This is a genomic window from Pseudacidovorax sp. DMC4 (assembly GCF_056314265.1).
Window position 1 is genome coordinate 38,031 of record NZ_JBQUYR010000009.1, and the last position, 26,167, is coordinate 64,197.

Consider the following 26,167-nt stretch of genomic DNA (forward strand, 5'->3'; position numbering starts at 1 on the left):
CCCGCCGCCGAATGACACCCGCCGCCCCACGCCGTCCTTACAACTTCTCTGCCGGCCCGGCCGCCATGCCCGAGGCCGTGCTGCGCCGCGCGGCAGCGGAGATGCTCGACTGGCACGGCAGCGGCATGGGCGTGATGGAGATGAGCCACCGCGGCAAGGAATTCGGCGAGATCATCGGGCAGGCGGAGGCTGACTTCCGCCAGCTTCTGGCGGTGCCGTCCAACTTCCGAATCCTGTTCATGCAGGGCGGTGGGCTGGGCGAGAACGCCATCGTGCCGCTGAACCTCTCGCGCGGTGGCACGGTCGACTTCGTGGTCACCGGCAGCTGGAGCACCAAGTCGCTCAAGGAAGCGGGCCGGTATTGCAAGGCGCGCATGGCCGCCACCAACGCCGAAGGCGGCCATGTGGCGATTCCTGAAGCCGCCAAGTGGTCGCTGAGCGCAGACGCCGCCTATGTGCACCTGTGCTCCAACGAGACGATCAACGGCATCGAGTTCCAGGAACTGCCCGACCTGAAAGCCCTCGGCAGCGACGCGCCGCTGGTCATCGACTTCTCCTCGCATGTCGCATCGCGCAGCGTGGATTGGAGCCGTGTGGGCCTGGCCTTCGGTGGTGCCCAGAAGAACCTCGGCCCCGCCGGCCTGACGCTGGTGGTGGTGCGCGAAGACCTGCTCGACCGCGCCCTGCCGATCTGCCCAAGCGCCTTCAGCTACAAGCTCGTGGCCGAGAACGATTCGATGTACAACACGCCGCCGACCTGGGGCATCTACATGGCGGGCCTGACCTTCCAGTGGCTGCTGCAGCAGAAGGAAGGCGAGCTGACCGGCGTGGCTGCCATGGAGGCGCGCAACATCGCCAAGGCCAAGCTGCTGTACGACTTCATCGACGCATCGGCCTTTTATGTGAGCAAGGTCGATCCGGCCTGCCGCTCGCGCATGAACGTGCCCTTCCTGCTGGCCGACGAATCGCGCAACGAGGCCTTCCTGACAGGCGCGAAGACGGCCGGGCTGCTGCAGCTCAAGGGCCACAAGTCCGTGGGCGGCATGCGCGCCAGCATCTACAACGCCATGCCGCTGGAAGGCGTTCAGGCACTTGTGTCCTACATGAGAGAATTCGAGCGCCTGCACGCCTGAATACAGGCGTGAGTCCGCTCGATGACTGCTGACCAATCCCCTCCCCCCCCCTCCTCCTCCGCCGCCGACAGCCTCGCGCCTCTACGCGAGCGCATCGATGCGCTGGACGCCCAATTGCTCGACCTGCTGAACCAGCGCGCCCATGTGGCAGAACTGGTGGGCGAGGTGAAGAAGCGCGAAGGCACGCCCTACTTCCGGCCTGACCGTGTCGCGCAGGTCATCGAGAAGGTCAAGCGCAACAACCCCGGCCCGCTCAAGGGCGCGCACGTCGAAGCCATCTGGCGCGAGATCATGTCCGCCTGCCTGGCACTCGAATCGCCGCAGCGCGTGGCGGTGCTGGGCCCCGAAGGCACCTTCTGCGAACAAGCCGCCATCGAGTACTTCGGCGGTGCGGCCGATCTGGTGTACTGCGCCACCTTCGACGAAGTCTTCCACGCCACGGCCGCCGGCAGCGCGCAGTACGGCGTGGTGGGCGTGGAGAACTCCACCGAAGGCGCCGTCGCCCGTTCGCTCGACCTGTTCCTGCATTCGCCCGCCCATGTGGTCGGCGAGGTCAGCCTGCTGGTGCGCCACAACCTGCTGTGCAGCCGCAACTCGCTGGACGATATCGAAGTGGTGATGGCCCATCCGCAGGCGTTGGCGCAGTGCCACGGCTGGCTGTCCAAGCATCTGCCGAAGGCCGAGCGGCGCGCCGTCTCCAGCAATGCCGAAGGCGCCCGCCTGGCGGCCACCAACCCGGCGTGGGCCGGCATCGCTGGCGAACGTGCCGCCACGCAGTTCGGCCTGCACATCGTGGCCCATGCCATCCAGGACGATCCGTACAACCGCACGCGCTTCGCCGTCATCTGCCTGCCGCACACGCTGGCGATGCCGCCGGCCTCTGGACGCGACATGACCAGCCTCGTGGTCTCGGTGCCCAACAAGCCGGGTGCGGTGCATGATCTGCTCGTGCCGCTGAAGGAGCACAAGGTCTCGATGACGCGCTTCGAGTCGCGCCCCGCCCGCACCGGCCAGTGGGAGTACTACTTCTACATCGACCTCGACGGCCATCCCAGCCAGCCGAACGTCGCCGCGGCCCTGGCCGAACTGCGCGGCCTGTGCGCGTTCTTCAAGATCATCGGCGCCTATCCCGTCAAGGCTTGAGTCCGAGGATGTTCCAGCAACTCGGCCTGATCGGCTGTGGCCTCATCGGCGGCTCCTTTGCCCTGGCGCTGCGCCAGGCGGGGCTGGTGCGCCGGGTCGTCGGCTACAGCAAGTCGCCCTCGACCACCGAGCGCGCGCGCCAGTTGGGTGTGATCGACACCGGGGCGCCTTCCGCCCTGCAGGCGGTCGCAGGCGCCGACCTCGTGGTGCTGGCGGTGCCCGTGGCCGCGACGGAGTCGACGCTGAGCGCCATCCGCCACGGCCTCGGCGAGCAGACGCTGCTGATGGACGTGGGCTCGACCAAGGGCGACGTGGTGCAGGCCGGCCTTCGCGCGCTGCAGCATCAGGTCGGCAACTTCGTGCCCGCCCATCCCATCGCCGGCAAGGAAGTCGCAGGCGTCGAGCATGCCGAAGGCGCGCTGTTCGTGGGCCGGCATGTCATCCTCACGCCCACCGAACGCTCGCGCGCCGAGCAGGTACAGCGCGCCATCGAGGTCTGGAGCCGGATCGGCGCCCGCGTGCTGACGATGGACGCCGCGAGCCACGATGCCGCCCTGGCGGCGGTGAGTCATCTGCCCCACCTGCTGGCCTTCGCCTTCATGCAGTCCATCGCGCAGCAACCCGATGGCGCCCGCTGGCTCGAACTCGCCGGTCCCGGATTTCGCGACTTCTCGCGCATCGCCGCCGGCGATCCGGCCGTCTGGCGCGACATCCTCTTGGCCAACCGCGAGGAAGTCCTGCGTCAATCGCGCACCTTCCGCGAGGCGCTGGCGGACTTCGAGGCGCAGATCGCCGCAGGCGACGCGAGCGGCCTCAGCGATGCCATCGGCCGGGCCAGCCGTGCCCGCGCCGCCCTGAAGCCCGCCTTCTCCCACTGAGCGCACGCGCGCGTCGGCCGATGGTGATCCTTGTCGCCCCCGCGTTCGAGCGCTGAGTCCCCGATTCCCGCGGCCCTCCTTCATCTGCCTCTTCCATGTACGCCACCGAGTTCCTCGACCTTCCCGCGCTGGCCGGCGCCGGCGGCACCGTGCGGTTGCCCGGCTCCAAGAGCATCTCCAACCGCGTGCTCCTGCTGGCTGCACTGGCCAGCGGCACGACCGAGATCCACGACCTGCTGGATTCGGACGACACCCGCGTCATGCTGGAGGCGCTGGCCCAGTTGGGCTGCACCCTCGCCCGTGACGGCGCGGTGCTGCGCATCGAAGGCCTGGGCGGCCAGGTGAAGCAGCGGCAGGCCGACCTGTTCCTGGGCAATGCCGGCACGGCCATGCGGCCGCTGACGGCGGCGCTGGCGCTGCTGGGCGGCGACTTCCAGCTGCTTGGCGTGCCGCGCATGCATGAGCGCCCGATCGGCGACCTGGTCGACGCCCTGGTGCAGCTGGGCTGTCCCATCGACTACCTGGGCAACCCCGGCTATCCGCCCCTGCGCATCCGCCCGGCCCAGATCTCAGCCCTGCAGCTCGACACCCCGATCCGCGTGCGGGGCGATGTGTCGAGCCAGTTCCTCACTGCGCTGCTGCTGGCCCTGCCACTGGCCGCCGGCAGCCGCGATGTGGTGATCGAGGTGGTGGGCGAGCTGATCTCCAAGCCCTACATCGAGATCACGCTCAACCTGCTCGCCCGCTTCGGCATCCAGGTGCAGCGCGAGGAATGGCGCCGCTTCACCATCCCGCAGGGCAGCCGCTACCTCACGCCCGGGCGCATTCATGTCGAGGCGGATGCGTCCTCGGCCAGCTACTTCATCGGCCTGGGCGCGCTCGCCGCACCGCTGCCGGGGCGCAACGGCATCCGCATCGAAGGCGTGGGCGCCGACTCGATCCAGGGCGACATCCGTTTCATCGACGCAGCCCGCCAGATGGGCGCGCAAGTGGACAGCGGCCCCAACTGGCTGGAGGTGCGCCGCGGCGCCTGGCCGCTCAAGGCCATCGACCTGGACTGCAACGCGATTCCGGACGCCGCCATGACGCTGGCCGTGATGGCGCTCTATGCCGACGGCCCCTGCCGGCTTCGCAACATCGCCAGTTGGCGCGTGAAGGAGACCGACCGCATCGACGCCATGGAGGCCGAGCTGCGCAAGCTGGGCGCCACCGTCGAATCGGGGCCGGACTTCATCGTCGTGCATCCACTGCCCGTCGGCGGCTGGAAGCCGGCCGCCATCCACACGTACGACGACCACCGGGTGGCCATGTGCTTCTCGCTGGCCGCCTTCAACCCCGACCGCCGGCCGCTGCGCATCCTCGATCCGAAATGCGTCGCCAAGACCTTCCCCGACTATTTCGAGACCCTGTTCTCGGTCGTCGCGGCGGACGAGGTGCCGGTGCTCTGCGTCGACGGCCCCACCGCCTCGGGCAAGGGCACGCTGGCGGCCGAGCTGGCGCTGCGGCTGGGCTACCACTACCTGGACTCGGGCACGCTGTACCGCGTGGCGGGTCTCGCGACCCGCCGGGCCGGCCTGGAGCCGGAGCCGGCCCACGAGGCCGCCATCGCCGCCATTGCCCGCGCGCTGCCGCTGCGCTTCGACGCCGGCCGTGTGCTGCTGGCCGACGAGGATGTGACGGACGCCATCCGCACCGAGGCGGCCGGCATGGACGCCTCGCGCGTGTCGGCCCTGCCCGGCGTGCGGGCGGCCCTCACCGAACTGCAGCACAGCTTCCGCCGCCTGCCCGGGCTGGTGGCCGACGGCCGCGACATGGGCACGGTGATCTTCCCCGACGCGCCGCTGAAGGTCTACCTCACGGCCAGTGCCGAGCACCGGGCCGAGCGGCGGCATAAGCAATTGATTTCCAAAGGAATTCCCGCTATACTCGCCGACCTTCGCGCGGACCTGGAAGCACGCGACGCCCGCGATTCGAATCGAAGCGTCGCCCCGCTCAAACCCGCGCAGGACGCCCGCCTCCTGGACAACTCCTTCCTCAGCATCGATCAGTCGGTCGCGCAGGTGTTGGACTGGTGGCGGCAGGTGCAGCCCTTCGAGACGCATTAAGCGCTTTCGTCGGGCTCGGCGCCCCGGCCCTGCCGGGTGCGCCTATCGCTCCAGCCAGGCTCCCCTCGCGCGTCAGCGCACCGGCCTGCTGGTTGTTCAACCTCAACCCCCGGGCTTCACTGCCCAAACCACCGGTTCCAGTCATAGAAACAGCCGCACGCGATGTTGCATGGGCGGCTGGAAACCTGGAGAGACCGGAAGGAAACTCAATGTCCGAATCTTTTGCCGCCCTCTTTGAAGAGTCCCTGAAGCGTTCCGAAATGCGCGCGGGCGAAGTGATCACCGCCGAGGTGGTCCGCGTCGAGCACAACCACGTCGTGGTCAATGCAGGCCTGAAGTCCGAAGCCTACGTGCCGATCGACGAATTCAAGAACGACAAGGGCGAACTCGAAGTCCAGGCCGGCGACTTCGTCTCCGTGGCCATCGGTTCCGTCGAGAACGGCTACGGCGACACCATCCTCTCGCGCGACACGGCCAAGCGTCTGGCTTCGTGGCTGGCGCTCGAGAAGGCCCTGGAATCCGGTGAATTCGTCACCGGCACGACCAGCGGCAAGGTCAAGGGCGGCCTCACGGTGCTGGTCAACGGCATCCGCGCCTTCCTGCCGGGCTCGCTGATCGACACCCGTCCGATCAAGGACCTGACTCCCTTCGAAAACAAGACGATGGAGTTCAAGGTCATCAAGCTCGACCGCAAGCGCAACAACGTCGTGCTGTCGCGCCGTGCCGTGGTCGAAGCCTCGATGGGCGAAGAGCGCGCCAAGCTGATGGAGACGCTGAAGGAAGGCGCCATCGTCCGCGGTGTGGTCAAGAACATCACCGAGTACGGTGCTTTCGTCGACCTCGGCGGCATCGACGGCCTGCTGCACATCACCGACATGGCCTGGCGCCGTGTCCGCCACCCGAGCGAAGTCGTTCAGGCCGGCCAGGAAATCACCGCCAAGATCCTCAAGTTCGACACCGAGAAGAACCGCGTCTCGCTGGGCCTCAAGCAGATGGGCGACGACCCGTGGCTGGGCGTGTCGCGCCGCTACCCGCAGGGCACGCGTCTGTTCGGCAAGGTCACGAACATCGCCGACTACGGCGCATTCGTCGAACTCGAGCCGGGCATCGAAGGCCTGGTGCACGTGTCCGAGATGGACTGGACCAACAAGAACGTGGCTCCCAACAAGATCGTCTCCATGGGCGACGAAGTGGAAGTCATGGTCCTGGAAATCGACGAGGACAAGCGCCGCATCAGCCTGGGCATGAAGCAGTGCAAGGCCAACCCCTGGCAGGAATTCGCGCAGAACACCAAGCGCGGCGACCGCGTCAAGGGCCCGATCAAGTCGATCACCGACTTCGGCGTGTTCGTGGGTCTGGCTGCCGGCATCGACGGTCTGGTGCACCTGTCCGACCTGTCGTGGAACGAAGCTGGCGAGACCGCCGTGCGCAACTACAAGAAGGGCCAGGAAGTCGAAGCCATCGTGCTGGCCGTCGACGTGGACCGCGAGCGCATCAGCCTGGGCATCAAGCAGTTGGACGGCGACCCGTTCACCACCTTCTCGTCCGTCAATGACAAGGGCCAGATCGTGACCGGCAAGGTCAAGACCGTGGACGCCCGTGGCGCCGAGATCGACCTGGGCGGCGACGTCGTCGGCTACCTGCGCGCTTCGGAAATCTCCCGCGACCGCGTGGAAGATGCCCGCAACGTGCTGAAGGAAGGCGACGAAGTCACGGCCGTGGTCACCAACGTGGACCGCAAGAACCGCAGCATCCAGCTGTCGATCCGCCAGAAGGACATGGTCGACCAGCAGGAAGCCATGGCCAGCCTGAACCAGCAGTCGGCCCGCGAGAACGCCGGCACCACCAGCCTGGGCGCCCTGCTGCGTGCCAAGCTGGACGGCAGCGACAAGTAATCGACCCGGATCGCGGCGGGTCGCAGGGGTGCAGACGCCTGAACCCGCCGTGTGCCAGCAATGACACGTTCCGATCTGGTCGAAGAACTCGCCGCCCGCTTTGCGCAGCTCACGCACCGCGATGCCGAGCAGGCCGTCAAGACCATTCTTGACGCCATGAGCGACGCGCTGGTGCGGGGGCATCGCATCGAGATCCGCGGCTTCGGCAGCTTTTCGGTGAGCCGCCGCCCGCCTCGCCTGGGCCGCAACCCGCGTTCAGGCGAAAGCGTGCAGATCCCCGAGAAGCGCGTGCCGCACTTCAAGCCGGGCAAGGCCCTGCGCGAAGCCGTGGACCGTTCGAGCGAGGCATGAGCCAAGCCGCGGCCCTTCGTCCTTTATGGGGGCGGATGGGCCAAGGCCTCCTACTTAGAATCGTCCCGCCATCGGGACCTTCATGACGAGATATTGCCTTCACGCGCCCTGCTTCGTGTGGCCGCTGCCCCCTCACCGGACCGCAGTTCGCACCGGAGTGGCCTGGCGATGAAATACCTCCTGTGGCTGCTCAAGGCAGCCATTTTTTTTACCCTGTTCGCCTTCGCGCTGAACAACCAGCACGAGACCACCGTGCACTTCTTCTTCGGCACCTCCTGGCGCGGGCCGCTGGTGCTGGTGGTGCTCGCGGCCTTCGCCGCCGGCCTGGTGGTCGGTGCGCTCGGCATGCTGCCCGGGTGGTGGCGCCATCGCTCGGCGGCCGCTGCGTTGCGCCAGCCGCCGGCGCCCCCGGACGGTGTGGCAGATGTGCCGCTGACCCCGCCCCCGGTGGCAGAACCCTCCCACGCCCGACGCCATGGACTTTGACCTGAGCTGGCTGCTGCTGGGCCTGCCCCTGGCCTTCGTGCTGGGCTGGCTGGCCTCGCGCCTGGACCTGCGCCAACTGCGCTTCGAGAACCGGCAGGCGCCCAAGGCCTACTTCCGCGGCCTGAACTTCCTGCTCAACGAACAGCAGGACCAGGCCATCGACGCTTTCATCGAGGCGGTCCAGAACGACCCCGACACGCAGGAGCTGCACTTCGCCCTCGGCAACCTGTTCCGCCGCCGGGGCGAGTACCAGCGCGCGGTACGCGTGCACGAGCACCTGCTGTCGCGGGCCGATCTCAACCGCGCCGACCGCGACCGCGCCCAGCATGCGCTGGCGCAGGATTTCCTGAGCGCCGGCCTGCTCGACCGGGCCGAGACGGCGCTGCAGAAGCTGGAAGGCACGCGCTACGAGAACGAGTCCCGGCTCGCCCTCCTCGCCATCTACGAACGCTCGCGCGAATGGGCGCAGGCCGAGGCCGTGGCGACCAAGCTCGATGCCTCCGACCAGGCGAGCTACGCCGCCCGGCGTGCCCATCACCTGTGCGAGCAGGCGGCGGAGCACAGCGCCCGCGGCGATGCGGACGCGGCGCTGCACCTGCTCCAGCAGGCGGCACAGCTTGCGCCCGACGCGCCCCGCCCGGCCATCGACACCGCGGCACTGCAACTGCGTCAGGGACGGGCCATGGAAGCCTGGACCACGTTGTCGGAACTCAGCCGCACGGCGCCGCTGGCCCTGCCGCTTTACGCGGCCGCGCTGCAGCAGGCGGCACAGGCCGCCGGCGAACAGGCCGCGGCCGCAGACCTGCTGCGGACCCGCTACGAAGCCGAGCCATCCATCGATGTGCTCGAAGCCCTCATGGCGCTGGAAGCCACCGGCGGCGACGCGCCACGCGACCGCTACCTGGAGCATCTGGCCCGCCAGCCGGGCTCGCTGCTGGCCGCCTCCCGCTGGCTGGCCGGCGAAACCCTGCGCGACGATGCACGCACGCATCCGCCGGTGCAGCGCGCGCTGGACCAGGTGGCCCGTCCGCAGATGCGCTACCGCTGCGCCGCGTGCGGCTTCGAGGCCCACCAGTACTTCTGGCACTGCCCGGGCTGCCAGGCCTGGGACAGCTATCCACCCCGTCGCGTCGAGGAACTGTGACGCGCTTCACGCGCGCCGGCACTGGATGCATTGACAGCCTCCGTCCGCCTGAATTCTGATGGTCGGGCTGCGCGCAATGCGCAGCGCATTCCAATCACATTCAGGAGGAAATTCATGATGATCAAGAAGCTCGTCGCATCCTTGGTGCTGGGCCTGTCGGCCCTGGGCGCCTTCGCCGCCGTCGACGTCAACAAGGGCAGCGCCGCCGAGCTCGACGCGCTGCCGGGCGTGGGGCCGGCCATGTCGCAGCGCATCGTCGACGCGCGCAAGCAGGGGGAGTTCAAGGACTGGTCCGACCTCATGGCCCGCGTGAAGGGCATCAAGAGCAAGTCCGCCGCCAAGCTGTCGGCCGCCGGCATGACCGTGGGCGGCAAGCCCTTCGACGGTGCCGGTGCCCCGGCCAAGGAAGCCGCCAGCAAGAAGAAATAGGAACGAGGCCACATCGCTCAGACCAGGGCCGCCTTTGGGCGGCCTTGTCGTTTTTGCACCGGCATGCGGCCAGACAAACCCCCAGCCGGTGGCCTGATATTTGCACGTATCCTGGATTTCCATATCTTCAACAACAGTCGGAGCGTTCATTCATGAAGTTCAAGTCCAGCCTCGCACTGGCCACGTTCGCCCTTGCGACCGCCGCGTCCGCCCAGGTCAAGTGGGATCTGCCCACGGCCTATCCGCCGAGCAACTTCCACACGGAGAACCTGGCCAAGTTCGCGGGCGAGGTGGACCAGGCCACCGGCGGCAAGCTCAAGATCACCGTGCACTCCAACGCCTCGCTGTTCAAGGCACCCGAGATCAAGCGCGCGGTGCAAGGCGGCCAGGCGCAGATGGGCGAGATCCTGCTGGTGAACTTCCAGAACGAGTGGCAGGTCTTCGGCGTGGATGGCATCCCCTTCCTGGCCGACAGCTACGACGCCGCCTGGAAGCTCTACCAGGCGCAGAAGCCGGTGCTCTCCAAGAAGCTGGCGGAACAGGGCATCGTGCTGCTCTACACCGTGCCCTGGCCGCCGCAGGGCATCTTCATCAACAAGCCCATCGCCTCGGCGGCCGACCTCAAGGGCGTGAAGTGGCGCGCCTACAGCCCGGCGACCGCCCGCATCGCGGAGCTGGTGGGCGCCCAGCCGGTGACGGTGCAGCAGGCCGAGCTGTCGCAGGCCATGGCCACGGGCGTGGTGGAGTCGTACATGTCCTCCGGCTCCACGGGCTACGACACCAAGACCTACGAGTACATCAAAAACTTCTACGACACGCAGGCCTGGCTGCCCAAGAACGCCGTGCTGGTGAACAAGAAGGCCTTCGATGCGTTGGACAAGCCCAGCCAGGATGCCCTGCTCAAGGCTGGCGCCGACGCCGAGAAGCGCGGCTGGGAGGTCTCCAAGGCCAAGACGCAGGAATACCTCGACCTCCTCAAGAAGAACGGCATGGCCATCCATGTGCCGTCCGCCCAGCTCAAGGCCGACATGAAGAAGGTCGGCGACACGATGATCAAGGAGTGGTCGGAGAAGGCGGGCGCAGACGGCCAGGCAGTGCTCGACGCCTACCGCAAGATGTGACCTCCGGCGCCGGCGATGCGAAAGGCCCTGGACGCCCTCTACGACGCCGCCGCCGGCCTGGCGGCGCTTTCCATGGTGGGCCTGCTGCTCGCGGTGCTCACCTCCATCCTCGCGCGGCAGTTGCACTTCAACGTGCCGGGCATCGATGCCTACGCCGGCTACCTGATGGCCGGCACCGGCTTCCTGGCGCTGGCCCATACGCTGAAGAAGGGCGAGCACATCCGCGTGACGCTCGTGCTCACGGCCATGGGCGTCACGCCGCGCCGCTGGCTGGAGCGGTGGGCGGCACTGGCCAGCGCGGCGCTCGCCGCACTCTTCGCCTTCTACAGCGTGCGGCTGGTCCTGCAGTCGTACGAGTTCAACGACATGTCCACCTCGAACGACGCCACGCCACTGTGGCTGCCGCAGCTGTCGATGGCGATCGGCACGGTCACCTTCGCCATCGCGGCGCTGGACGAATGCGTGCTGGAGTGGCGCGGACGCGTGCGCGAGACCGACGGGGAGATGCTGCGCCATGAGTGACCTCGGCATTGCCGGCCTGCTGATCCTGGCGCTGTTCCTCATCCTCGGCAGCGGCGTCTGGATCGGCCTGACGCTGTCGGGCGTGGCGTGGATCGCCATGCAGCTCTTCACCTCCCGCCCGGCGGGAGACGCCATGGCCGTGACGATCTGGGGCTCTGCGTCGAGCTGGACGCTCACCGCGCTGCCGCTCTTCGTCTGGATGGGCGAGATCCTCTTTCGAACACGGCTGTCGCAGGACATGTTCAAGGGCCTGTCGCCCTGGATGCAGCGCCTGCCCGGGCGGCTGCTGCACACCAACGTGGTGGGCTGCGCGATCTTCGCGGCCGTCTCGGGCTCCAGCGCCGCCACCTGCGCCACCATCGGCAAGATGACCCTGCCGGAGCTGGGCCGCCGCGGCTACCCGCAGGACATGGTCATCGGCACGCTCGCCGGCGCCGGCACGCTGGGGCTGCTGATCCCGCCCTCGATCATCATGATCGTCTACGGCGTGGCGGCGGATGTGTCGATCGCCCGCCTGTTCATCGCCGGCGTCGTGCCGGGCGTGCTGCTGGCGCTGCTGTTCTCGGGCTACATCGCGGTCTGGGCCCTGCTGCATCCGGACCAGGTGCCCGCGCCAGACGGCCGGATGCGCTTCGCCGAGAAGCTGGCTGCATCGCGCAGCCTGATCCCTGTGACGCTGCTCATCCTTGCCGTGCTGGGCTCGATCTACGCCGGCATCGCCACCGCGACCGAAGCAGCCGCCGTGGGCGTGCTGGGCGCGCTGGTGATCTCGGCCGCCCAGGGCTCCCTCCGTTGGCAGACCTTCAAGGATTCGCTGCTGGGCGCGACCCGCCTCTACTGCATGATGGCGCTGATCCTGGCCGGCGCCGCCTTCCTGACGCTGGCCATGGGCTATGTCGGCCTGCCGCGCCACCTGGCGGAATGGATCGGCTCGCTCGGTCTCAGCCGATTCCAGCTCGTGCTGATCCTGGCCGTGTTCTACATCGTGCTGGGCTGCTTCCTGGACGGCATCTCGATGGTGGTGCTGACGATGGGCGTGATCATGCCCACCGTGACGGCAGCCGGCATCGATCCGATCTGGTTCGGCATCTTCATCGTGCTGGTGGTGGAGATGGCGCAGATCACGCCGCCGGTGGGCTTCAACCTCTTCGTGCTGCAAGGCATGACCGGCAGGGACCTGCTCTACATCGCGCGGGTCACCCTGCCGATGTTCCTGCTCATGGTGCTGGCGGTGCTGATCATCTATGCCTTCCCGGCGCTGGTCACCTGGTTGCCGCGCCAGATGTAGAGCGGGCAGCGTCGGCCGCGCCTGTTGCGACTTCGCCGCAACCGCCGGACCTGACCTTGCTCGCCTGCTTTGCTTGGACTACGCTTTTACCTCCAGTTAAGAGTTAGCACATTCAGAAACAACCTGGGAGGGTTGCGGTGGGAGCAAGCATGGGCCCCGGAACGGTGTGCCCGTCCCTCCTGCGGCTGAATGTGACGAGCGATGCGGCCCCGCCGCATCACCACGTCCAACAGGAGGATCCCTATGTTCAAGTTCTTGAAGCCCTTGCTCTTGGCCGGCTTTTTGGCCGCCGCGGCAATCTTGCCCGCACATGCCCAGGCGCCGGTCGCGGCGCCAACGCCGTCCGCGAAGACCATCGCCGGCAACGTGCAGTACGAATTGATCGGCCAATGGGACGTCAACCGGCTCAACACCATCCTGAGCACCGATACGCCGAAGTTCGCCGGCATCACCGTTTCCTACACGCCAGCCCGCACGGGAGTCCGGCTCTACCGCATCAGCTATGACTCGGTCGTTCCGGAGAAGGGCAACAAGCCGATACGCGCTTCGGGCCTGCTGGCGCTCCCCGACAACGCTGGCGCCACGCTGCCGGTGGTCTCGTACCAGCATGGCACGGTGTACGGCCGCCAGGAAGTGCCCGGCTTCCCGGAGCAGTCGCCCGAGACCCAGCTCATGATTGCCCAATTCGCCGGGCAAGGCTATGCGGTGGTGGGCGCGGACTACTTCGGCATGGGCATCTCCACCGAGCCCGAGGGCTACCTGGTCAAGGCCAGCCACCAGCAGGCCTGCTTCGACTTCCTGGTGGCCGCCAAGGGCGTGATGGCCGACCTGGGCCGGCAGTCCAGCAAGCTCTACCTGGCCGGCTGGTCGCAGGGCGGCTTCGTCACCATGGCGCTGCTGGAGAAGCTGGAGCGCTCGGGCGTGAAGGTCGACGGCGCCGCGACGGCCAGCGCCCCGCTGGACCTGGGTGTGGCGATGAGCGGCTTCCTGAGCTACCCGCGGCCCTTCGACGCGGTCTGGCTCAACAGCATCTTCATCCTGTCAGCCTTCTCGTACGAGAACTACTACGGCGTCCCCGGCCTCGCCCGTTCGCTGATCAACGAGCCCTACTACGACGCCGCCCGCAAGGCCTACGAACGCCAACCCTTCAACGCGGCCGACATCCCCAGCGACCTGCACAAGCTGCTGAAGGCGGAGTATTTCGATCCGCACTATTTCGCGGACTCCGCCTTCGGCAAGCTCATCGCCGCCACGCAGTCGTACCGTTGGGTGATCAAGTCCCCGGTGCGCAACTACTACGGCGAAACCGACGAGGCGATCACGGTGGGCGTGGGCCGCATGGCACAAACGTATGCGCAGGCGCTGGGCGCCGGCAATCCGATGGTCGAGGCCGTCTCCACCGGCAAGACCACGCACCGGGGCACCTTTGCCACGGCCGTGCCGCAGTGGAAGGCCTGGTTCGACACCGGCCGCTGATCGTCGCGACGGCACATGCCGCCGGGCGCGGGAGCCTGTGCGCGGGCGGGCCCGCAGCGCCTTGAAAAACGCCTACGGCGACATGGGGCCGAGTCCTCCAAAGACCGGCCGCCATGCAGAGGTTTTTGCAATGGAGGTGGGAAGGTCGGTCGATAGAATCGATTGAGATGCCCCTGGTCGCCCTCGTCCTCCTCCCTTTCCTGGCCAGTGCGCTGGCGGCCATGATGCCGTCCGACGCCCGCAACCGAGGGGCGGCCATCGCGGGATTCACGGCCCTGGGCTGTGCCGTCTTCGCCGCCTGGCAGTTCCCGGCGCTCGCCGCCGGCGAGGTGCTGCAAGAAGGCCATCGGTGGATCCCCACCCTGGGCGTCGACCTGTCCTGGCGCATGGACGGTCTGGCTTGGCTGTTCTGCATGCTGGTGCTCGGCATCGGGGCGTTGGTGGTGCTCTACGGGCGCTACTACATGTCCTCCTCGGACCCGGTGCCCCGCTTCTTCGCCTTCTTCCTCGCTTTCATGGGCGCGATGGTGGGTGTGGTGCTGTCGGGCAACCTGATCCAGCTGGTGCTGTTCTGGGAGCTGACCAGCCTGTTCTCCTTCCTGCTGATCGGCTACTGGCACCACCGCCGCGACGCCCGCCGCGGCGCTCGCATGGCGCTGACTGTCACCGGCGCGGGCGGCCTCTGCCTTCTGGCAGGCGTGCTGCTGCTGGGCCGCATCGCGGGCAGCTACGAACTGGACGTGGTGCTGAATTCGGGCGACGTGGTACGGGCCGATCCGCTCTATCCGCTGGCGCTGGTGCTGCTGCTGCTGGGCGCCTTCACCAAGAGCGCGCAGTTCCCCTTCCACTTCTGGCTGCCGCGCGCCATGGCGGCGCCCACGCCGGTGTCGGCCTACCTGCATTCGGCCACCATGGTGAAGCTGGGTGTGTTCCTCATGGCGCGCCTGTGGCCGGTGCTGTCGGGCACCGACCTGTGGTTCTGGCTGGTGGGCGGCGCGGGCGCCTTCACGCTGCTGCTGGGTGGCTATGTCGCCATGTTCCAGCGCGACCTGAAGGCGCTGCTGGCCTATTCGACGATCTCGCACCTGGGCCTCATCACGCTGCTGCTGGGCATGAACAGCCCGCTGGCCGCCGTGGCGGCGGTCTTCCATGTGATGAACCACGCCACGTTCAAGGCGTCGCTGTTCATGGCCGCCGGCATCATCGACCACGAGACCGGCACCCGCGACATCAGCCGGCTGAGCGGGCTGCTCAAGTCCATGCCCATCACCGGCGCGCTGGCCATCATCGCCAGCGCCTCCATGGCCGGCGTGCCGCTGCTCAACGGCTTCCTGTCGAAGGAGATGTTCTTCGCCGAGACGGTGTTCCTCGACGGCGCGCCCTGGCTGGAAATCGCGCTGCCCGTGCTCGCCACCCTCGCCGGCGCCTTCAGCGTGGCCTATTCGGCACGCTTCGTCTTCGACGTCTTCTTCGGCCCGCGCTGCGACACCGAGGTGCCCAAGCCGCCGCACGAGCCCCCCCACTGGATGCGGGTGCCGGTCGAGTTCCTGGTGCTGCTGTGTCTGGTCGTCGGCGTGGTGCCAGCCTGGTCGGTGGGCGCCTTCCTGGCGACGGCCGCGGCGCCGGTGGTCGGCGGCACGCTCCCCGAATACAGCCTCGCGGTCTGGCACGGCTTCAACCTGCCTCTGGCCATGAGCGTCGTGGCGCTGGCGGGCGGCGCCGCCATCTATCTGATGCAGCGTCGCAGCCGGGCGCATGGCGGCCTGAACCGCACGCCGGTGATCTGGATGTTCGACGGCCAGCGCATCTTCGAGAACCTGCTGGCGCGCCTGTCCCAGCTCGGACGCAATGGCCGGCGCGTGCTCTCGACCAACCGGCTGCAGCCGCAGTTGCTCCTGCTGGTGATGGTGGCGGTGCTCGGCGCGGGCGCCTCGCTGTGGCTGGCGCCTGCCGACACGGGCAGCCGCCAGCGCCTGCCCTTCTCGCCCATGTTCCTGATGACCTGGGTCATCGGCTGCACCTGCGCGGTCGCGGCCGCCTGGCAGGCCAAGTTCCACCGGCTCGCTTCGCTGATGCTGGCCTCCGGGGCGGGGCTGGTGAGCTGCATCACCTACATCTGGTTCTCGGCGCCCGACCTGGCGCTGACGCAACTGGTGGTCGAGACGGTGACCACCCTGCTCATCCTGCTGGGCCTGCGCTGGCTGCCGATGCGCAAGGCCGAAGTCCAGCCCCCGCGCGAGCGCATGCGCCCCTGGGGCCGCCGCGGGCGCGACCTGCTGCTGGCCACGGTGGCTGGCTGCGGCATGGCGGCGCTGGCCTGGTACATGATGACCCGGCCCTTTCCGCAGAGCATCTCCCCCTTCTTCCTGGAACGCGCCCTGCCCGAGGGCGGCGGCACCAACGTGGTCAACGTGATGCTGGTCGACTTCCGCGGCTTCGACACCTTCGGCGAGATCACCGTGCTGGGCATCGTGGCGCTGACGGTCTATGCGCTGCTGCGGCGCTTCCGCCCGGCCGCCGAGGCAATGGCGCTGCCGCCGCAACAGCGGGTGCAGCAGGACCAGGGCGGCACCGACCTCGTCAATCCGCGCCGCGCCACGGACACGGCCATCGGCTACCTGATGGTGCCCGCCGTGCTGGTGCGCCTGCTGCTGCCGCTGGCGGCCATGGTGTCGGTGTACTTCTTCATGCGCGGCCACAATCAGCCGGGCGGCGGCTTCGTGGCCGGGCTGGTGATGTCGGCCGCGTTGATGCTGCAGTTCATCGTCTCGGGCGCGGCCTGGACGGAGGAGCACCTGCGGATCTACCCGCGGCGCTGGATCGCCCTGGGCCTGCTCATCGCGCTGGCCACGGGCGCCGGCGCCATCGCGATGGGCTATCCCTTCCTGACCACCCACACGGCCCATGTCACGCTGCCGGTGCTGGGCGAGTTGCACGTGCCCAGCGCCATGTTCTTCGACATCGGCGTCTTCGCGCTGGTGCTCGGCGCCACGCTGCTGATCCTCACCGCCCTGGCGCACCAGTCCATCCGCAGCCACCGCTGGGCCGAGGAGCAGGAAGAAAAGGCCGCGGCCAGGGCCGCCCTCGAAGCTGCGAATGCCGAGGCCATCCGCATCACTGGCGGAGCCGTCTGACATGGAAGCCGTTCTCGCCATCGCCATCGGCGTGCTCACCGGGTCGGGCGTGTACCTGCTGGTGCGCCCTCGGACCTTCCAGGTGATCATGGGCCTGACGCTCATCTCGTATGCCGTCAACCTGTTCATCTTCAGCATGGGCCGGCTCAAGGTCGACAGCGAGCCGGTGCTGCGCAAGGGCGTGGAGGCCACGCTGCAGAACACGGCCGACCCCATGCCGCAGGCCCTGGTGCTGACGGCCATCGTGATCGGCTTCGCCATGACGGCGCTCTTCCTGGTGGTGATGCTGGCCTCGCGCGGCATCTCGGACACCGACCACGTGGACGGCCAGGAGCGGGAGGAGACATGAGCAACGAAATCCTCGCGCTGCTCGACCGACTGCTCGACGCCACCATGCCGCACCTGGTGGCGGCGCCCATCCTGCTGCCACTGCTCACGGCCGCGCTGATGCTGCTGATGGGCGAGCAGCGCCGGCGCGCCAAGTCGGCACTCACGGTCATCTCCGGCCTGTTCGGCCTGCTGGTGGCGCTCGCCCTGCTGCGCTGGGTGAACACGCCCGACACCGGCGGTGGCCCGGGCTCCATCGGCGTCTACCTGCCCGGCAACTGGGCCGCACCCTTCGGCATCGTGCTGGTGGCCGACCGCCTGTCGTCCATGATGGTGGCGCTGACGGGCGTGGTGGCCTTCGCAGCCTCGATCTATTCCACCTCGCGCTGGGACCGGGCCGGTGTGCACTTCCATCCGCTGCTCCAACTGCAGCTGATGGGCCTGAACGGCGCCTTCCTCACGGGCGACCTCTTCAACCTGTTCGTGTTCTTCGAGGTCATGCTGGCGGCGTCGTACGGGCTGCTGCTGCATGGCTCCGGCGCCCTGCGCGTGCGCGCTGGCCTGCACTACATCGCCATCAACCTGGCGGCCTCGTCGCTGTTCCTGATCGGCGCAGCCATGCTGTACGGCGTGACCGGCACGCTCAACCTGGCCGACCTGAGCCAGCGCATTGCCGAGGTGGCACCGGCCGACCGGGGGCTGCTGCATGCCGGCGTCGCCATCCTGGCCGCCGCCTTCTTCGCCAAGGCCGGCGCCTGGCCACTGAATTTCTGGTTGGTGCCCGGCTACAGCGCGGCGGTGTCGCCCGTGAGCGCCGTCTTCGCGCTGCTGACCAAGCTGGGCGTGTACGTGGTGCTGCGCACCTGGACGCTGTTCTTCGGCCCCGACGCGGGCGACTCGGCGCTGTATGGCCAGCCGGTGATCATCGGCCTGGGGCTGGCCACGCTGACCGTCGGCTCGCTGGGGCTGCTCGGCTCGCAGCGGCTGTCGCACCTGGCGAGCTTCGCGGTGGTGGTGTCGGCCGGCACGCTGCTGGCTGCCGTCGGGCTGGGGCAGGAAGGCGTCTGGGCCGGCGCGCTCTACTACCTGCTCGGATCCACGCTGGCGGCCAGCGCCCTCTTCCTGCTGATCGACATGATCGAGCGCTGGCGCAACGCCGGCCACAGCATCGCGCCCCACGAATCGGCCGCGACCACGCCCTTCCTGACCGAGGACCTGCAGGCCCTGGACGACGTCAACCTGGACGACGAGGCGCAGGCGCTGTATGGCCGCGCCATCCCGGCCGGCGTCGCCTTCCTGGGCCTGGCCTTCGTGTGCTGCGTGCTGCTGCTGGCCGGGCTGCCGCCGCTGCCCGGCTTCATCGGCAAGTTCGCCATGCTGTCGGGCCTGCTGGACGCCCAGCAGGTCAGCCGCTGGGGCTGGGCCTTCATGGGCCTGCTGCTGGTCTCGGGCTTCATGACGCTGGTCGCGTTCTCGCGCAGCGGCATCCGGCATTTCTGGACCCACACACAGGGCTCGCTGCCGGCGCTGCGTGCACTGGAGGTGCTGCCGGTGGCGGGCCTGCTGGCCGCGTGCATCGCCCTGGCGGTCGGTGCCGGCCCGGTGCTCCTGCACGCCCAGGCCACCGCCGCCAACCTGGCCGACACCCGCGACTACCGTGCCGCCGTGTTCGCGGCCACCCAGAAGGCCGGTCCGACGACCACCGGGCGGGCGGAGGTCCGGCCATGATGCGACGCCTGATTCCCTCGCCCCCGCTCACCATGGCACTGTGGGTGGTATGGCTGCTGCTGAACCAGTCGCTGCATCCGGCCACCATGCTGCTGGGTGCGGTGCTCGCGGTGGCGGTGCCGCTGCTCACCAAGGGCCTGCGGCCGGCGACAGTGCGCATGCGCCGCCCGCTGGCGGCGCTGCGGCTCCTGCGCCTGGTGATGGCCGACCTGCTGGTGTCGGCGCTGGGCGTGGCGCGCGCCCTGCTCACCCGCCGGACGCCGCAGATCCATTCGGCCTTCGTGCGCGTGCCGCTGGACCTGCGCGACCCCAACGGCCTGGCCGTGCTGGCGATGATCCTGTGCCTGACGCCCGGCACGGCCTGGGCCGAGCTGGCGGTCGACCGCAGCCAGCTGCTGCTGCACGTCTTCGACGTGGACGACGAAAGCGACCTGATCGAGCGCATCAAGCTGCGCTACGAGACCGTGCTGATGGAGATCTTCGAGTCATGACGCCACTCTTGTTCTGGGCGCTCAAGGGCGCGTTGTTCCTCCTGGCCGTCGCCATGCTGTGCGCGCTGGCGCGGCTGCTGATGGGCCCGACGGCGCAGGACCGGGTGATGGCGCTCGACTGCCTCTACATCAACGGCATGCTGATGATGCTGACGCTGGGCATCGTCTACTCCAGCGCCGTCTACTTCGAAGCGGCGATGCTGATCGCGCTGTTCGGCTTCGTGGGCACGACGGCGCTGGCCAAGTTCCTGTTGCGCGGCGAGGTGATCGAATGAGCGGACCGCTGCCTTTGTGGGCCGAGGCACTCACGGCCCTCCTGGTGGTGGTGGGCGCCGGCTTTGCCGCCATCGGCTCCTTCGGTCTGGTGCGCATGCCCAGCTTCTTCCGCCGCATCCACACGCCCACGCTGGGCGCGACCGCCGGGGTGTGGTCGATCTCCCTGGCCACGGCGGTGTACTTCTCGGCGCAGGGCTCGCACCTGTTCCTGCACGCGGCGCTGATCGCGATGTTCGTGGCGCTGACGGCGCCGATCACCACCATCTTCCTGACGCGGGCTGCGCTGTTCCGCGAACGCCAGAAGGGCGGCGACGTGCCGCCACCAGCCGCCACGCGCAGCGAAGACGGCGCCCCGGTCACGGTCCAGCTCGACAAGACGCCGGATTGACCCCGTCAGCGGGCGCGCGGCACTGCGCGTTGTGCAGACGCCTCGCCACCCGCAGCACGTCGATACCAGCCCGGCAAGCCCGCCTTGCGCGGCGGCAGCGAGTCCGTTAACGTCTTGTAACTTTAGTCAATCTCGGACACGTTCATGGTCGACAAGCGCCGCCTGCTCCATTCCTGTGCCGCCCTGGCGGCCAGCGCTTGCCTGCCGGCCTGGGCGCAATCCGGCACCAAGTCGCCCCGACCCGCCATAGCGCCGGATGGCGGCGCCAGCTGGCCCACCCGGCCCGTGAAGCTGCTGGTGGGATTTCCGCCCAATTCCTCGCCCGACATCGCGGCACGCATCGTGGCCGATCCGCTGGCGCGGCTGCTCGGCCAGACCGTGGGTGTCGAGAACAAGCCCGGTGCCAGCGGCAACATCGCCGCCAACGCGGTGGCCAAGGCCCGCGACGACCACACCCTCGGCGCGCTGATCAACGGCAACCTCACCATCGCCCGGCTGCTGGACGCTGCCGTGCCCTTCGACCCCGAGACCGACTTCGCCCCGGTCGGCCTGATCGGCACCGCACCGCTGGTGCTGGCGGTCACGGCGCAGGCCCAGGGCACCCGGCCGGACGAGCTGCTGCTGTGGGCCCGCAACCTGGGCACCGATGCCCGCTACGGCACGCCCGGCAACGGCACCGTCGGCCACCTGGGTATGGAGCTGCTGAAGATGCGCACCAGCATCCGCGCGCAGTACCAGGGCTTTGCCGGCAATCCGCAGGTGATCGAGGCCATGCTGGCCAACCAGATCCAGCTGGCCCTGCTGCCGCCGGGGCTGGCGCTGCCGCACATCCGCCAGGGGCGGCTCAAGGCCATCGGCATCACCGCGCCCGAGCGCAGCCCCCTGACGGGCGAGATGCCCACGCTGCGCGAGGCCGACGTGCGCGGCGCGGACCTGGAGATCTGGACGGCCCTGGCCGCGCCGGCCGGGCAGTCGCCAACGGCCATCGCACGGCTCAATGGCGCGCTGCAGACGGTGCTGCGCACCCCCGAGGTGAGCGAGGCCCTGCTCAAGGCCGGCTGGCAGGCCCGCGGCGGCACGCCCGAGGCGCTCGCGCGACGCATCCGCAGCGACACCACCACGCTCGGCGGCGTCATCCTGATGCGCGGGATCAAGGCCGCCTGACGGCGGTGGACGTGTCCGGTGGCGGACTGCCCGCTGGCGGGCGCCTTTCTATGATCGCCGCCCATGTACGCTCCCCGCCGCCTGCCGCAGTCCGACTTCGTTCCCGTGCGCAACCTGCGCTACCACGTGCTCACCTGGGGCACGCCCTCGCTGACGCGTCCGCCCCTGGTGCTGCTGCACGGCTGGATGGATGTGGCGGCCTCCTGGCAGTTCGTCATCGATGCCCTGGCGCAGGAGCGCTTCGTCATCGCGCCCGACTGGCGCGGCTTCGGCCAGACCGGCGGCGGCGACGTCGACAACTACTGGATGCCCGACTACCTGGCCGACCTCGACTGGCTGCTCGACCACTACGCCGCCGACCGCGCCGTCGACCTGGTCGGCCACAGCATGGGCGGCAACGTCGCGATGCACTATGCGGGCGTGCGACCGGGCCGCATCCGGCGGCTGGTCAATCTCGAGGGATTCGGCATGCCCGCCTATGCGCCCGACGAGGCGCCCAGGCGCTACGCGCGCTGGATCGACGAGAACAGGCAGTTGCATGAAGGCGGCATGCGCCTGTCGGGCTACAGCACGCCCGATGGCGTAGCGCGCCGCCTGATGAAGACCAACCCCCGGCTGTCGCAGGACAAGGCCGACTGGCTGGCCCGGCAGTGGGCCCGGCCGGTGCGCCAGGAGGATGGCAGCGAGCGCTGGGAGATCCAGGGCGATGCCGCGCACAAGGTGATCAACGCCAACATCTTCCGCGTGGACGAGACGCTGGCCCTCTATGCCGCCATCACCGCGCCGGTGCTGGCCGTGGTGGCCAGCGACGACAGCCTGCACGGCTGGTGGAACGGCCGCTACACCCTCGACGAATTCCACCGGCGCCTGGAGGTGCTGCGCGAACTGCGCACCGCCCGGGTGGAGGACGCGGGCCACATGCTGCATCACGACCAGCCGGACCAGGTGGCGGCGCTGATCGAAGACTTCTTCCAGCCGTCATGAACGCGGGCGGCGCCAAGGTGGTCGGCCAGCGCCCGCCGGTCTTGGCATAAGCGGCGTTTTCCGACACCCCCCGGGCACGTCCTCGGGCAGACTCGGTCGGTTTTGCTCCGACCAAGCCCCACCCATGGACCGACGCCCTGCCATCGCCAACGATGAGTTCCGCCGCCTGCTCAGCCGCAACGTCAAGCTGCCCCTGCTGCTGGGTGCCCTGGGGGCGGTCGTCTTCGTGGCGCTCATCGGCTACCTGTTGTCGGTCATCAGCTGGGTGGAGCACACGGACCGGGTCACCCGCACCGCCACCGAGACCCAGCTGCTGCAGGCCGACATGCAGGCCGCCGTGCGCGGCTACCTGCTGACGGGCAACGGCGCCTTCCTCCAGCCCACCGACGCGGCGCGCACCCGCGCCCACGCCCTGCTGGGCGAGCTGCGCGTGCTGGTGGCCGACAACCCTCAGCAGGTCGGCCGTGCCACCAAGCTCGACGAGCTGCAGCGGGCGTGGGAGAGCTATGCCGACGACGTGGTGGAGTCCAAACAGCGCGGCGAGGACATCGGCGAGCGCCTGCAGTCCGGCCGCGGCAAGCGCATCGCCGACGAATCGCGCTCCACGTTGGATGCCTTCCTCGCCACCGAACAGGCCCTTCGCGCCGAGCGCAACCGCAGCGCCAACCGCGCCGCCGTGGGCGTGGTGGCCGGCTACCTGCTGCTGAGCGTCCTGATCAGCGTGGTGCTGTCCATCCTCGGCCGCCGGCAGATGCTGCATCTGTCCGACCGCTATGGCCAGGCACTGGCCGAGCAGGCCGATCATTCCGAACGCATGGAGGCGCAGGCCTGGTTGCGCGGCGCCCAGAACGAACTGGCCAGCCGCACCGTGGGCCAGTTGACGGCGCAGAACCTGGGCCGCCAGGTGCTGGAGTTCTGCGCCCAGCACCTGCGCAGCGCCGTGGGCGCCGTCTACGTACACGACACCGACGGCAGCCTTCGCCGTGTGGCCAGCTATGGCTTCTCACGCGAGTCCGAGGCCGCCTCGCAGAGCTTCCTGCCCGGCGAAGGCCTGGTGGGCCAGGCCGCCGCGCGCGGCGAGTTGATGGACATCACGCCAGTGCCGCCCGGCTACCTGCGCGTGAGCTCGGGCCTGGGCGAAGCCCCGCCGCACACCGTGCTGCTGCTGCCGATCTCGCACGAGGGCCAGGTCAACGGGGTCGTCGAACTGGGCCTGCTCGCCTCGCCCTCCCCGCGCGAGCTGGAACTGCTGCGCGGCGTGGCCGACGACGCCGGCAGTTCCATGGCGGCCGCGCGCTACCGCGAGCGCCTGCAGCAGGTGCTGGCCGAGACGCAGCAGCTCAACGAGGAACTGCAGGTGCAGCAGGAAGAGCTGCGCACCGCCAACGAGGAGCTGGAGGAGCAGTCCCGCGCGCTCACCGAAAGCCAGGTCAACCTCGAGAACCAGCAGGCCGAGCTGGAGCAGATCAACAGCCAGTTGGCCGAGCGCACCGAGCAGCTCGACCAGCGCAATGCCGCGCTGCGCCGCGCCCAGTCCGACCTGGAGGAACGTGCCGACGCCCTCGCCCGCGCCAGCCGCTACAAGTCCGAGTTCCTGGCCAACATGTCGCACGAGCTGCGCACCCCGCTCAACAGTGCGCTGATCCTGTCGAAGCTGCTGGCCGACAACAGCCTGGGCAATCTGAGCGAGGAGCAGGTGCGCTTCGCACGGTCGATCCATGACTCGGGCAACGACCTGCTCACGCTGATCAACGACGTGCTGGACATCGCCAAGGTCGAGGCCGGCCGGCTTGACATCCATGCCGAATACCTGCCGGTGGCGCGCCTGGTGGAATCGCTGCAGTCCACCTTCACGCCGCTGGCGCAGAACAAGTCGCTCGCGCTGCGCATCGAGCTCTCGCCCGACGCGCCGACGCACCTCATCTCGGACCGTCAGCGCGTGGAGCAGATCCTCAAGAACCTGCTGTCCAACGCCATCAAGTTCACCGACCGGGGCGAGGTGCTGCTGAGCGTGCAGCCAGGCCCGCAGGGCGGCGTGCGCTTCGACGTGCGCGACTCGGGCATCGGCATCGCCCCGGACCAGCAGGCGCTGATCTTCGAGGCCTTCCACCAGGCCGACGGCACCACCAGCCGCAAATACGGCGGCACGGGGCTGGGGCTCTCGATCTCGCGCGACCTGACGCGCCTGATGGGCGGCACCCTCACCGTGAGCAGCGAACTGGGCCAGGGCAGCACCTTCACGCTGAGCCTGCCCGCCGACATCGCGCAGCGCCTGGAGGGCGACGACGCCGCGCCGCTGCCGCGCAGCAGCACGGCCGCAGCGCCCGTCGCGCTGGCCCCGCTGGCCGCCCCGGCGCAGGCCGCGCCGCCGGCACCCCAGCCAGCGCCCGCCCCCACCTTCGCGGACGACCGCGACCAGCTGGCGGAGGACGTCCGGCGCGTGCTGGTGATCGAGGACGAGCCGCAGTTCGCCCGCATCCTGTACGACCTGGCGCACGAATACGGCTGGCGCTGCCTGGTGGCCCACGGGGCCGCCGACGGGTTCGCGCTGGCGCAGGAGCTGCAGCCGCACGCCATCCTGCTGGACATGCGCCTGCCCGACAGCTCCGGCCTGGCCGTGCTGCAGCAGCTCAAGGACGATGCGGGCACCCGCCACATCCCGGTGCACGTGGTCTCGGCGCAGGACCAGGCCGAGGCGGCGCTGCACATGGGCGCCGTAGGCTATGCACTCAAGCCCACCACGCGCGAGCAGCTGCAGGCCGTGTTCTCGCGGCTGGAGGCGCGCCTGGCCCAGAAGGTCAAGCAGGTGCTGCTGGTGGAGGACGACGATGTGCAGCGCGAGAGCGTGGTGCACCTGATCGGCGACGACGACGTGGCCATCACCGCCGTCGGCACCGGCGAGGAAGCCCTCGCGCTGCTGCGCGAGCGCGTCTTCGACTGCATGATCACCGACCTGCGCCTGCCCGACATGCAGGGCGGCGAACTGCTGCAGCGCATGTCGTCGGAAGAGATCTGCTCCTTCCCGCCCGTCATCGTCTACACCGGCCGCAACCTTACGCGCGACGAGGAGGCCGAGCTGCTGCGCTATTCGCGCTCGATCATCATCAAGGGCGCGCGCTCGCCCGAGCGGCTGCTGGACGAAGTGACGCTGTTCCTGCACAAGGTGGAGTCGCAGCTGTCGGCCGAGCGGCAGAGCATGCTGCGCACGGCCCGCGAGCGCGACCGCGTGTTCGAAGGCCGGCGCATCCTGCTGGTGGACGACGACGTGCGCAACATCTTCGCCCTCACCAGCGCGCTGGAGCAGCGCGGCGCCAAGATCGAGGTGGCCCGCAACGGCCGCGAGGCGCTGCACAAGCTCGACGCGGTGCCCGACATCGACCTGGTGCTGATGGATGTCATGATGCCGGAGATGGATGGCCTGGAGGCCACGCGCCGCCTGCGCAGCGACCCGCGCTTTCGCAAGCTGCCGGTCATCACCGTCACCGCCAAGGCCATGAAGGACGACCAGGAACAGTGCCTGGCCGCCGGCGCCAGCGACTACCTGGCCAAGCCCATCGACCTGGACCGGCTGTTCTCGCTGCTGCGGGTGTGGATGCCGCACATGGAGCGCCTGTGAGCGCCCGCCCCGCCAGCCCGGACGCCGAGGAAGCCGGGGGCCGCCTCGAGACGCCGCGCCCGCCGGGCCTTGCCCCGTCGGGCACGGA

General features: G+C 69.0%; 22 protein-coding genes. All 22 read left to right on the forward strand.

Translation table 11 applies throughout. The annotated features are described in order from the left end of the window. Positions 1–11 precede the first annotated feature (11 nt). The 22 genes from serC (at position 12) to ACT54X_RS17735 (ending at position 26,079) form a co-directional block, all read left to right on the forward strand. Positions 12–1,133: a 3-phosphoserine/phosphohydroxythreonine transaminase gene (gene serC, locus ACT54X_RS17630; protein ID WP_294378587.1), complete on the forward strand. Its 1,122-nt coding sequence runs from the start codon at positions 12–14 to the stop codon at positions 1,131–1,133. A 21-nt stretch (positions 1,134–1,154) separates the two neighbouring features. Next, on the forward strand, positions 1,155–2,276 hold the full coding sequence (gene pheA, locus ACT54X_RS17635) for a prephenate dehydratase (protein WP_294378585.1): 1,122 nt from the start codon (positions 1,155–1,157) through the stop codon (positions 2,274–2,276). An 8-nt stretch (positions 2,277–2,284) separates the two neighbouring features. Then, a complete protein-coding gene (locus ACT54X_RS17640) occupies positions 2,285–3,154 on the forward strand; it encodes a prephenate dehydrogenase (RefSeq protein ID WP_294378583.1) in 870 nt (289 codons plus the stop codon). A 95-nt stretch (positions 3,155–3,249) separates the two neighbouring features. Continuing rightward, complete coding sequence (locus tag ACT54X_RS17645; protein ID WP_294378582.1) at positions 3,250–5,259, forward strand: bifunctional 3-phosphoshikimate 1-carboxyvinyltransferase/cytidylate kinase; 2,010 nt, start codon at positions 3,250–3,252, stop codon at positions 5,257–5,259. 209 nt (positions 5,260–5,468) lie between these two features. Beyond that, positions 5,469–7,154, forward strand: coding sequence for a 30S ribosomal protein S1 (gene rpsA, locus ACT54X_RS17650; protein ID WP_354321809.1), 1,686 nt, complete (start codon positions 5,469–5,471; stop codon positions 7,152–7,154). A gap of 60 nt (positions 7,155–7,214) precedes the next feature. Then, positions 7,215–7,505: an integration host factor subunit beta gene (locus tag ACT54X_RS17655; protein WP_017761062.1), complete on the forward strand. Its 291-nt coding sequence runs from the start codon at positions 7,215–7,217 to the stop codon at positions 7,503–7,505. 168 nt (positions 7,506–7,673) lie between these two features. Further along, positions 7,674–7,991 (forward strand): LapA family protein, encoded by a 318-nt coding sequence (locus tag ACT54X_RS17660; protein WP_234194829.1) that lies wholly within the window; start codon positions 7,674–7,676, stop codon positions 7,989–7,991. Then, on the forward strand, positions 7,981–9,135 hold the full coding sequence (lapB, locus tag ACT54X_RS17665; RefSeq protein ID WP_294372441.1) for a lipopolysaccharide assembly protein LapB: 1,155 nt from the start codon (positions 7,981–7,983) through the stop codon (positions 9,133–9,135). The genes ACT54X_RS17660 and lapB overlap by 11 nt, the downstream gene beginning before the upstream one ends. Before the next feature lie 114 nt (positions 9,136–9,249). Beyond that, on the forward strand, positions 9,250–9,564 hold the full coding sequence (locus ACT54X_RS17670) for a ComEA family DNA-binding protein (protein ID WP_354321806.1): 315 nt from the start codon (positions 9,250–9,252) through the stop codon (positions 9,562–9,564). 152 nt (positions 9,565–9,716) lie between these two features. Further along, complete coding sequence (locus ACT54X_RS17675; RefSeq protein WP_294372444.1) at positions 9,717–10,685, forward strand: TRAP transporter substrate-binding protein; 969 nt, start codon at positions 9,717–9,719, stop codon at positions 10,683–10,685. A 15-nt stretch (positions 10,686–10,700) separates the two neighbouring features. Continuing rightward, positions 10,701–11,207, forward strand: a complete 507-nt coding sequence (locus ACT54X_RS17680) for a TRAP transporter small permease (protein ID WP_294372448.1) — start codon at positions 10,701–10,703, stop codon at positions 11,205–11,207. Next, a complete protein-coding gene (locus tag ACT54X_RS17685; protein WP_294372449.1) occupies positions 11,200–12,495 on the forward strand; it encodes a TRAP transporter large permease in 1,296 nt (431 codons plus the stop codon). The genes ACT54X_RS17680 and ACT54X_RS17685 overlap by 8 nt, the downstream gene beginning before the upstream one ends. Positions 12,496–12,738: 243 nt before the next feature. Then, a complete protein-coding gene (locus tag ACT54X_RS17690) occupies positions 12,739–13,971 on the forward strand; it encodes an alpha/beta hydrolase family protein (protein WP_294372451.1) in 1,233 nt (410 codons plus the stop codon). Between the two features lie 167 nt (positions 13,972–14,138). Further along, the gene (locus ACT54X_RS17695; RefSeq protein WP_294372453.1) at positions 14,139–17,105 is read left to right on the forward strand and encodes a monovalent cation/H+ antiporter subunit A; all 2,967 of its coding nucleotides are present in this window, start codon (positions 14,139–14,141) and stop codon (positions 17,103–17,105) included. Position 17,106: 1 nt separating this feature from the next. Further along, the gene (locus tag ACT54X_RS17700; RefSeq protein WP_017761071.1) at positions 17,107–17,454 is read left to right on the forward strand and encodes a Na+/H+ antiporter subunit C; all 348 of its coding nucleotides are present in this window, start codon (positions 17,107–17,109) and stop codon (positions 17,452–17,454) included. Then, entirely contained in the window at positions 17,451–19,160 is a 1,710-nt protein-coding gene (locus ACT54X_RS17705) for a monovalent cation/H+ antiporter subunit D (protein WP_294372458.1), read from the forward strand. Before ACT54X_RS17700 ends, ACT54X_RS17705 begins: the two co-directional genes overlap by 4 nt. After that, entirely contained in the window at positions 19,160–19,651 is a 492-nt protein-coding gene (locus tag ACT54X_RS17710) for a Na+/H+ antiporter subunit E (RefSeq protein ID WP_294372912.1), read from the forward strand. The genes ACT54X_RS17705 and ACT54X_RS17710 overlap by 1 nt, the downstream gene beginning before the upstream one ends. Continuing rightward, complete coding sequence (locus ACT54X_RS17715; protein WP_294372460.1) at positions 19,648–19,926, forward strand: K+/H+ antiporter subunit F; 279 nt, start codon at positions 19,648–19,650, stop codon at positions 19,924–19,926. Before ACT54X_RS17710 ends, ACT54X_RS17715 begins: the two co-directional genes overlap by 4 nt. Further along, the gene (gene mnhG, locus ACT54X_RS17720; protein ID WP_294372462.1) at positions 19,923–20,315 is read left to right on the forward strand and encodes a monovalent cation/H(+) antiporter subunit G; all 393 of its coding nucleotides are present in this window, start codon (positions 19,923–19,925) and stop codon (positions 20,313–20,315) included. The genes ACT54X_RS17715 and mnhG overlap by 4 nt, the downstream gene beginning before the upstream one ends. 144 nt (positions 20,316–20,459) lie before the next feature. Then, a complete protein-coding gene (locus tag ACT54X_RS17725; RefSeq protein ID WP_294372464.1) occupies positions 20,460–21,479 on the forward strand; it encodes a Bug family tripartite tricarboxylate transporter substrate binding protein in 1,020 nt (339 codons plus the stop codon). 63 nt (positions 21,480–21,542) lie between these two features. Then, positions 21,543–22,463 (forward strand): alpha/beta fold hydrolase, encoded by a 921-nt coding sequence (locus ACT54X_RS17730; protein WP_294372465.1) that lies wholly within the window; start codon positions 21,543–21,545, stop codon positions 22,461–22,463. 124 nt (positions 22,464–22,587) lie between these two features. After that, positions 22,588–26,079: a response regulator gene (locus tag ACT54X_RS17735; RefSeq protein ID WP_294372470.1), complete on the forward strand. Its 3,492-nt coding sequence runs from the start codon at positions 22,588–22,590 to the stop codon at positions 26,077–26,079. The last annotated feature ends 88 nt before the right edge of the window (positions 26,080–26,167 follow it).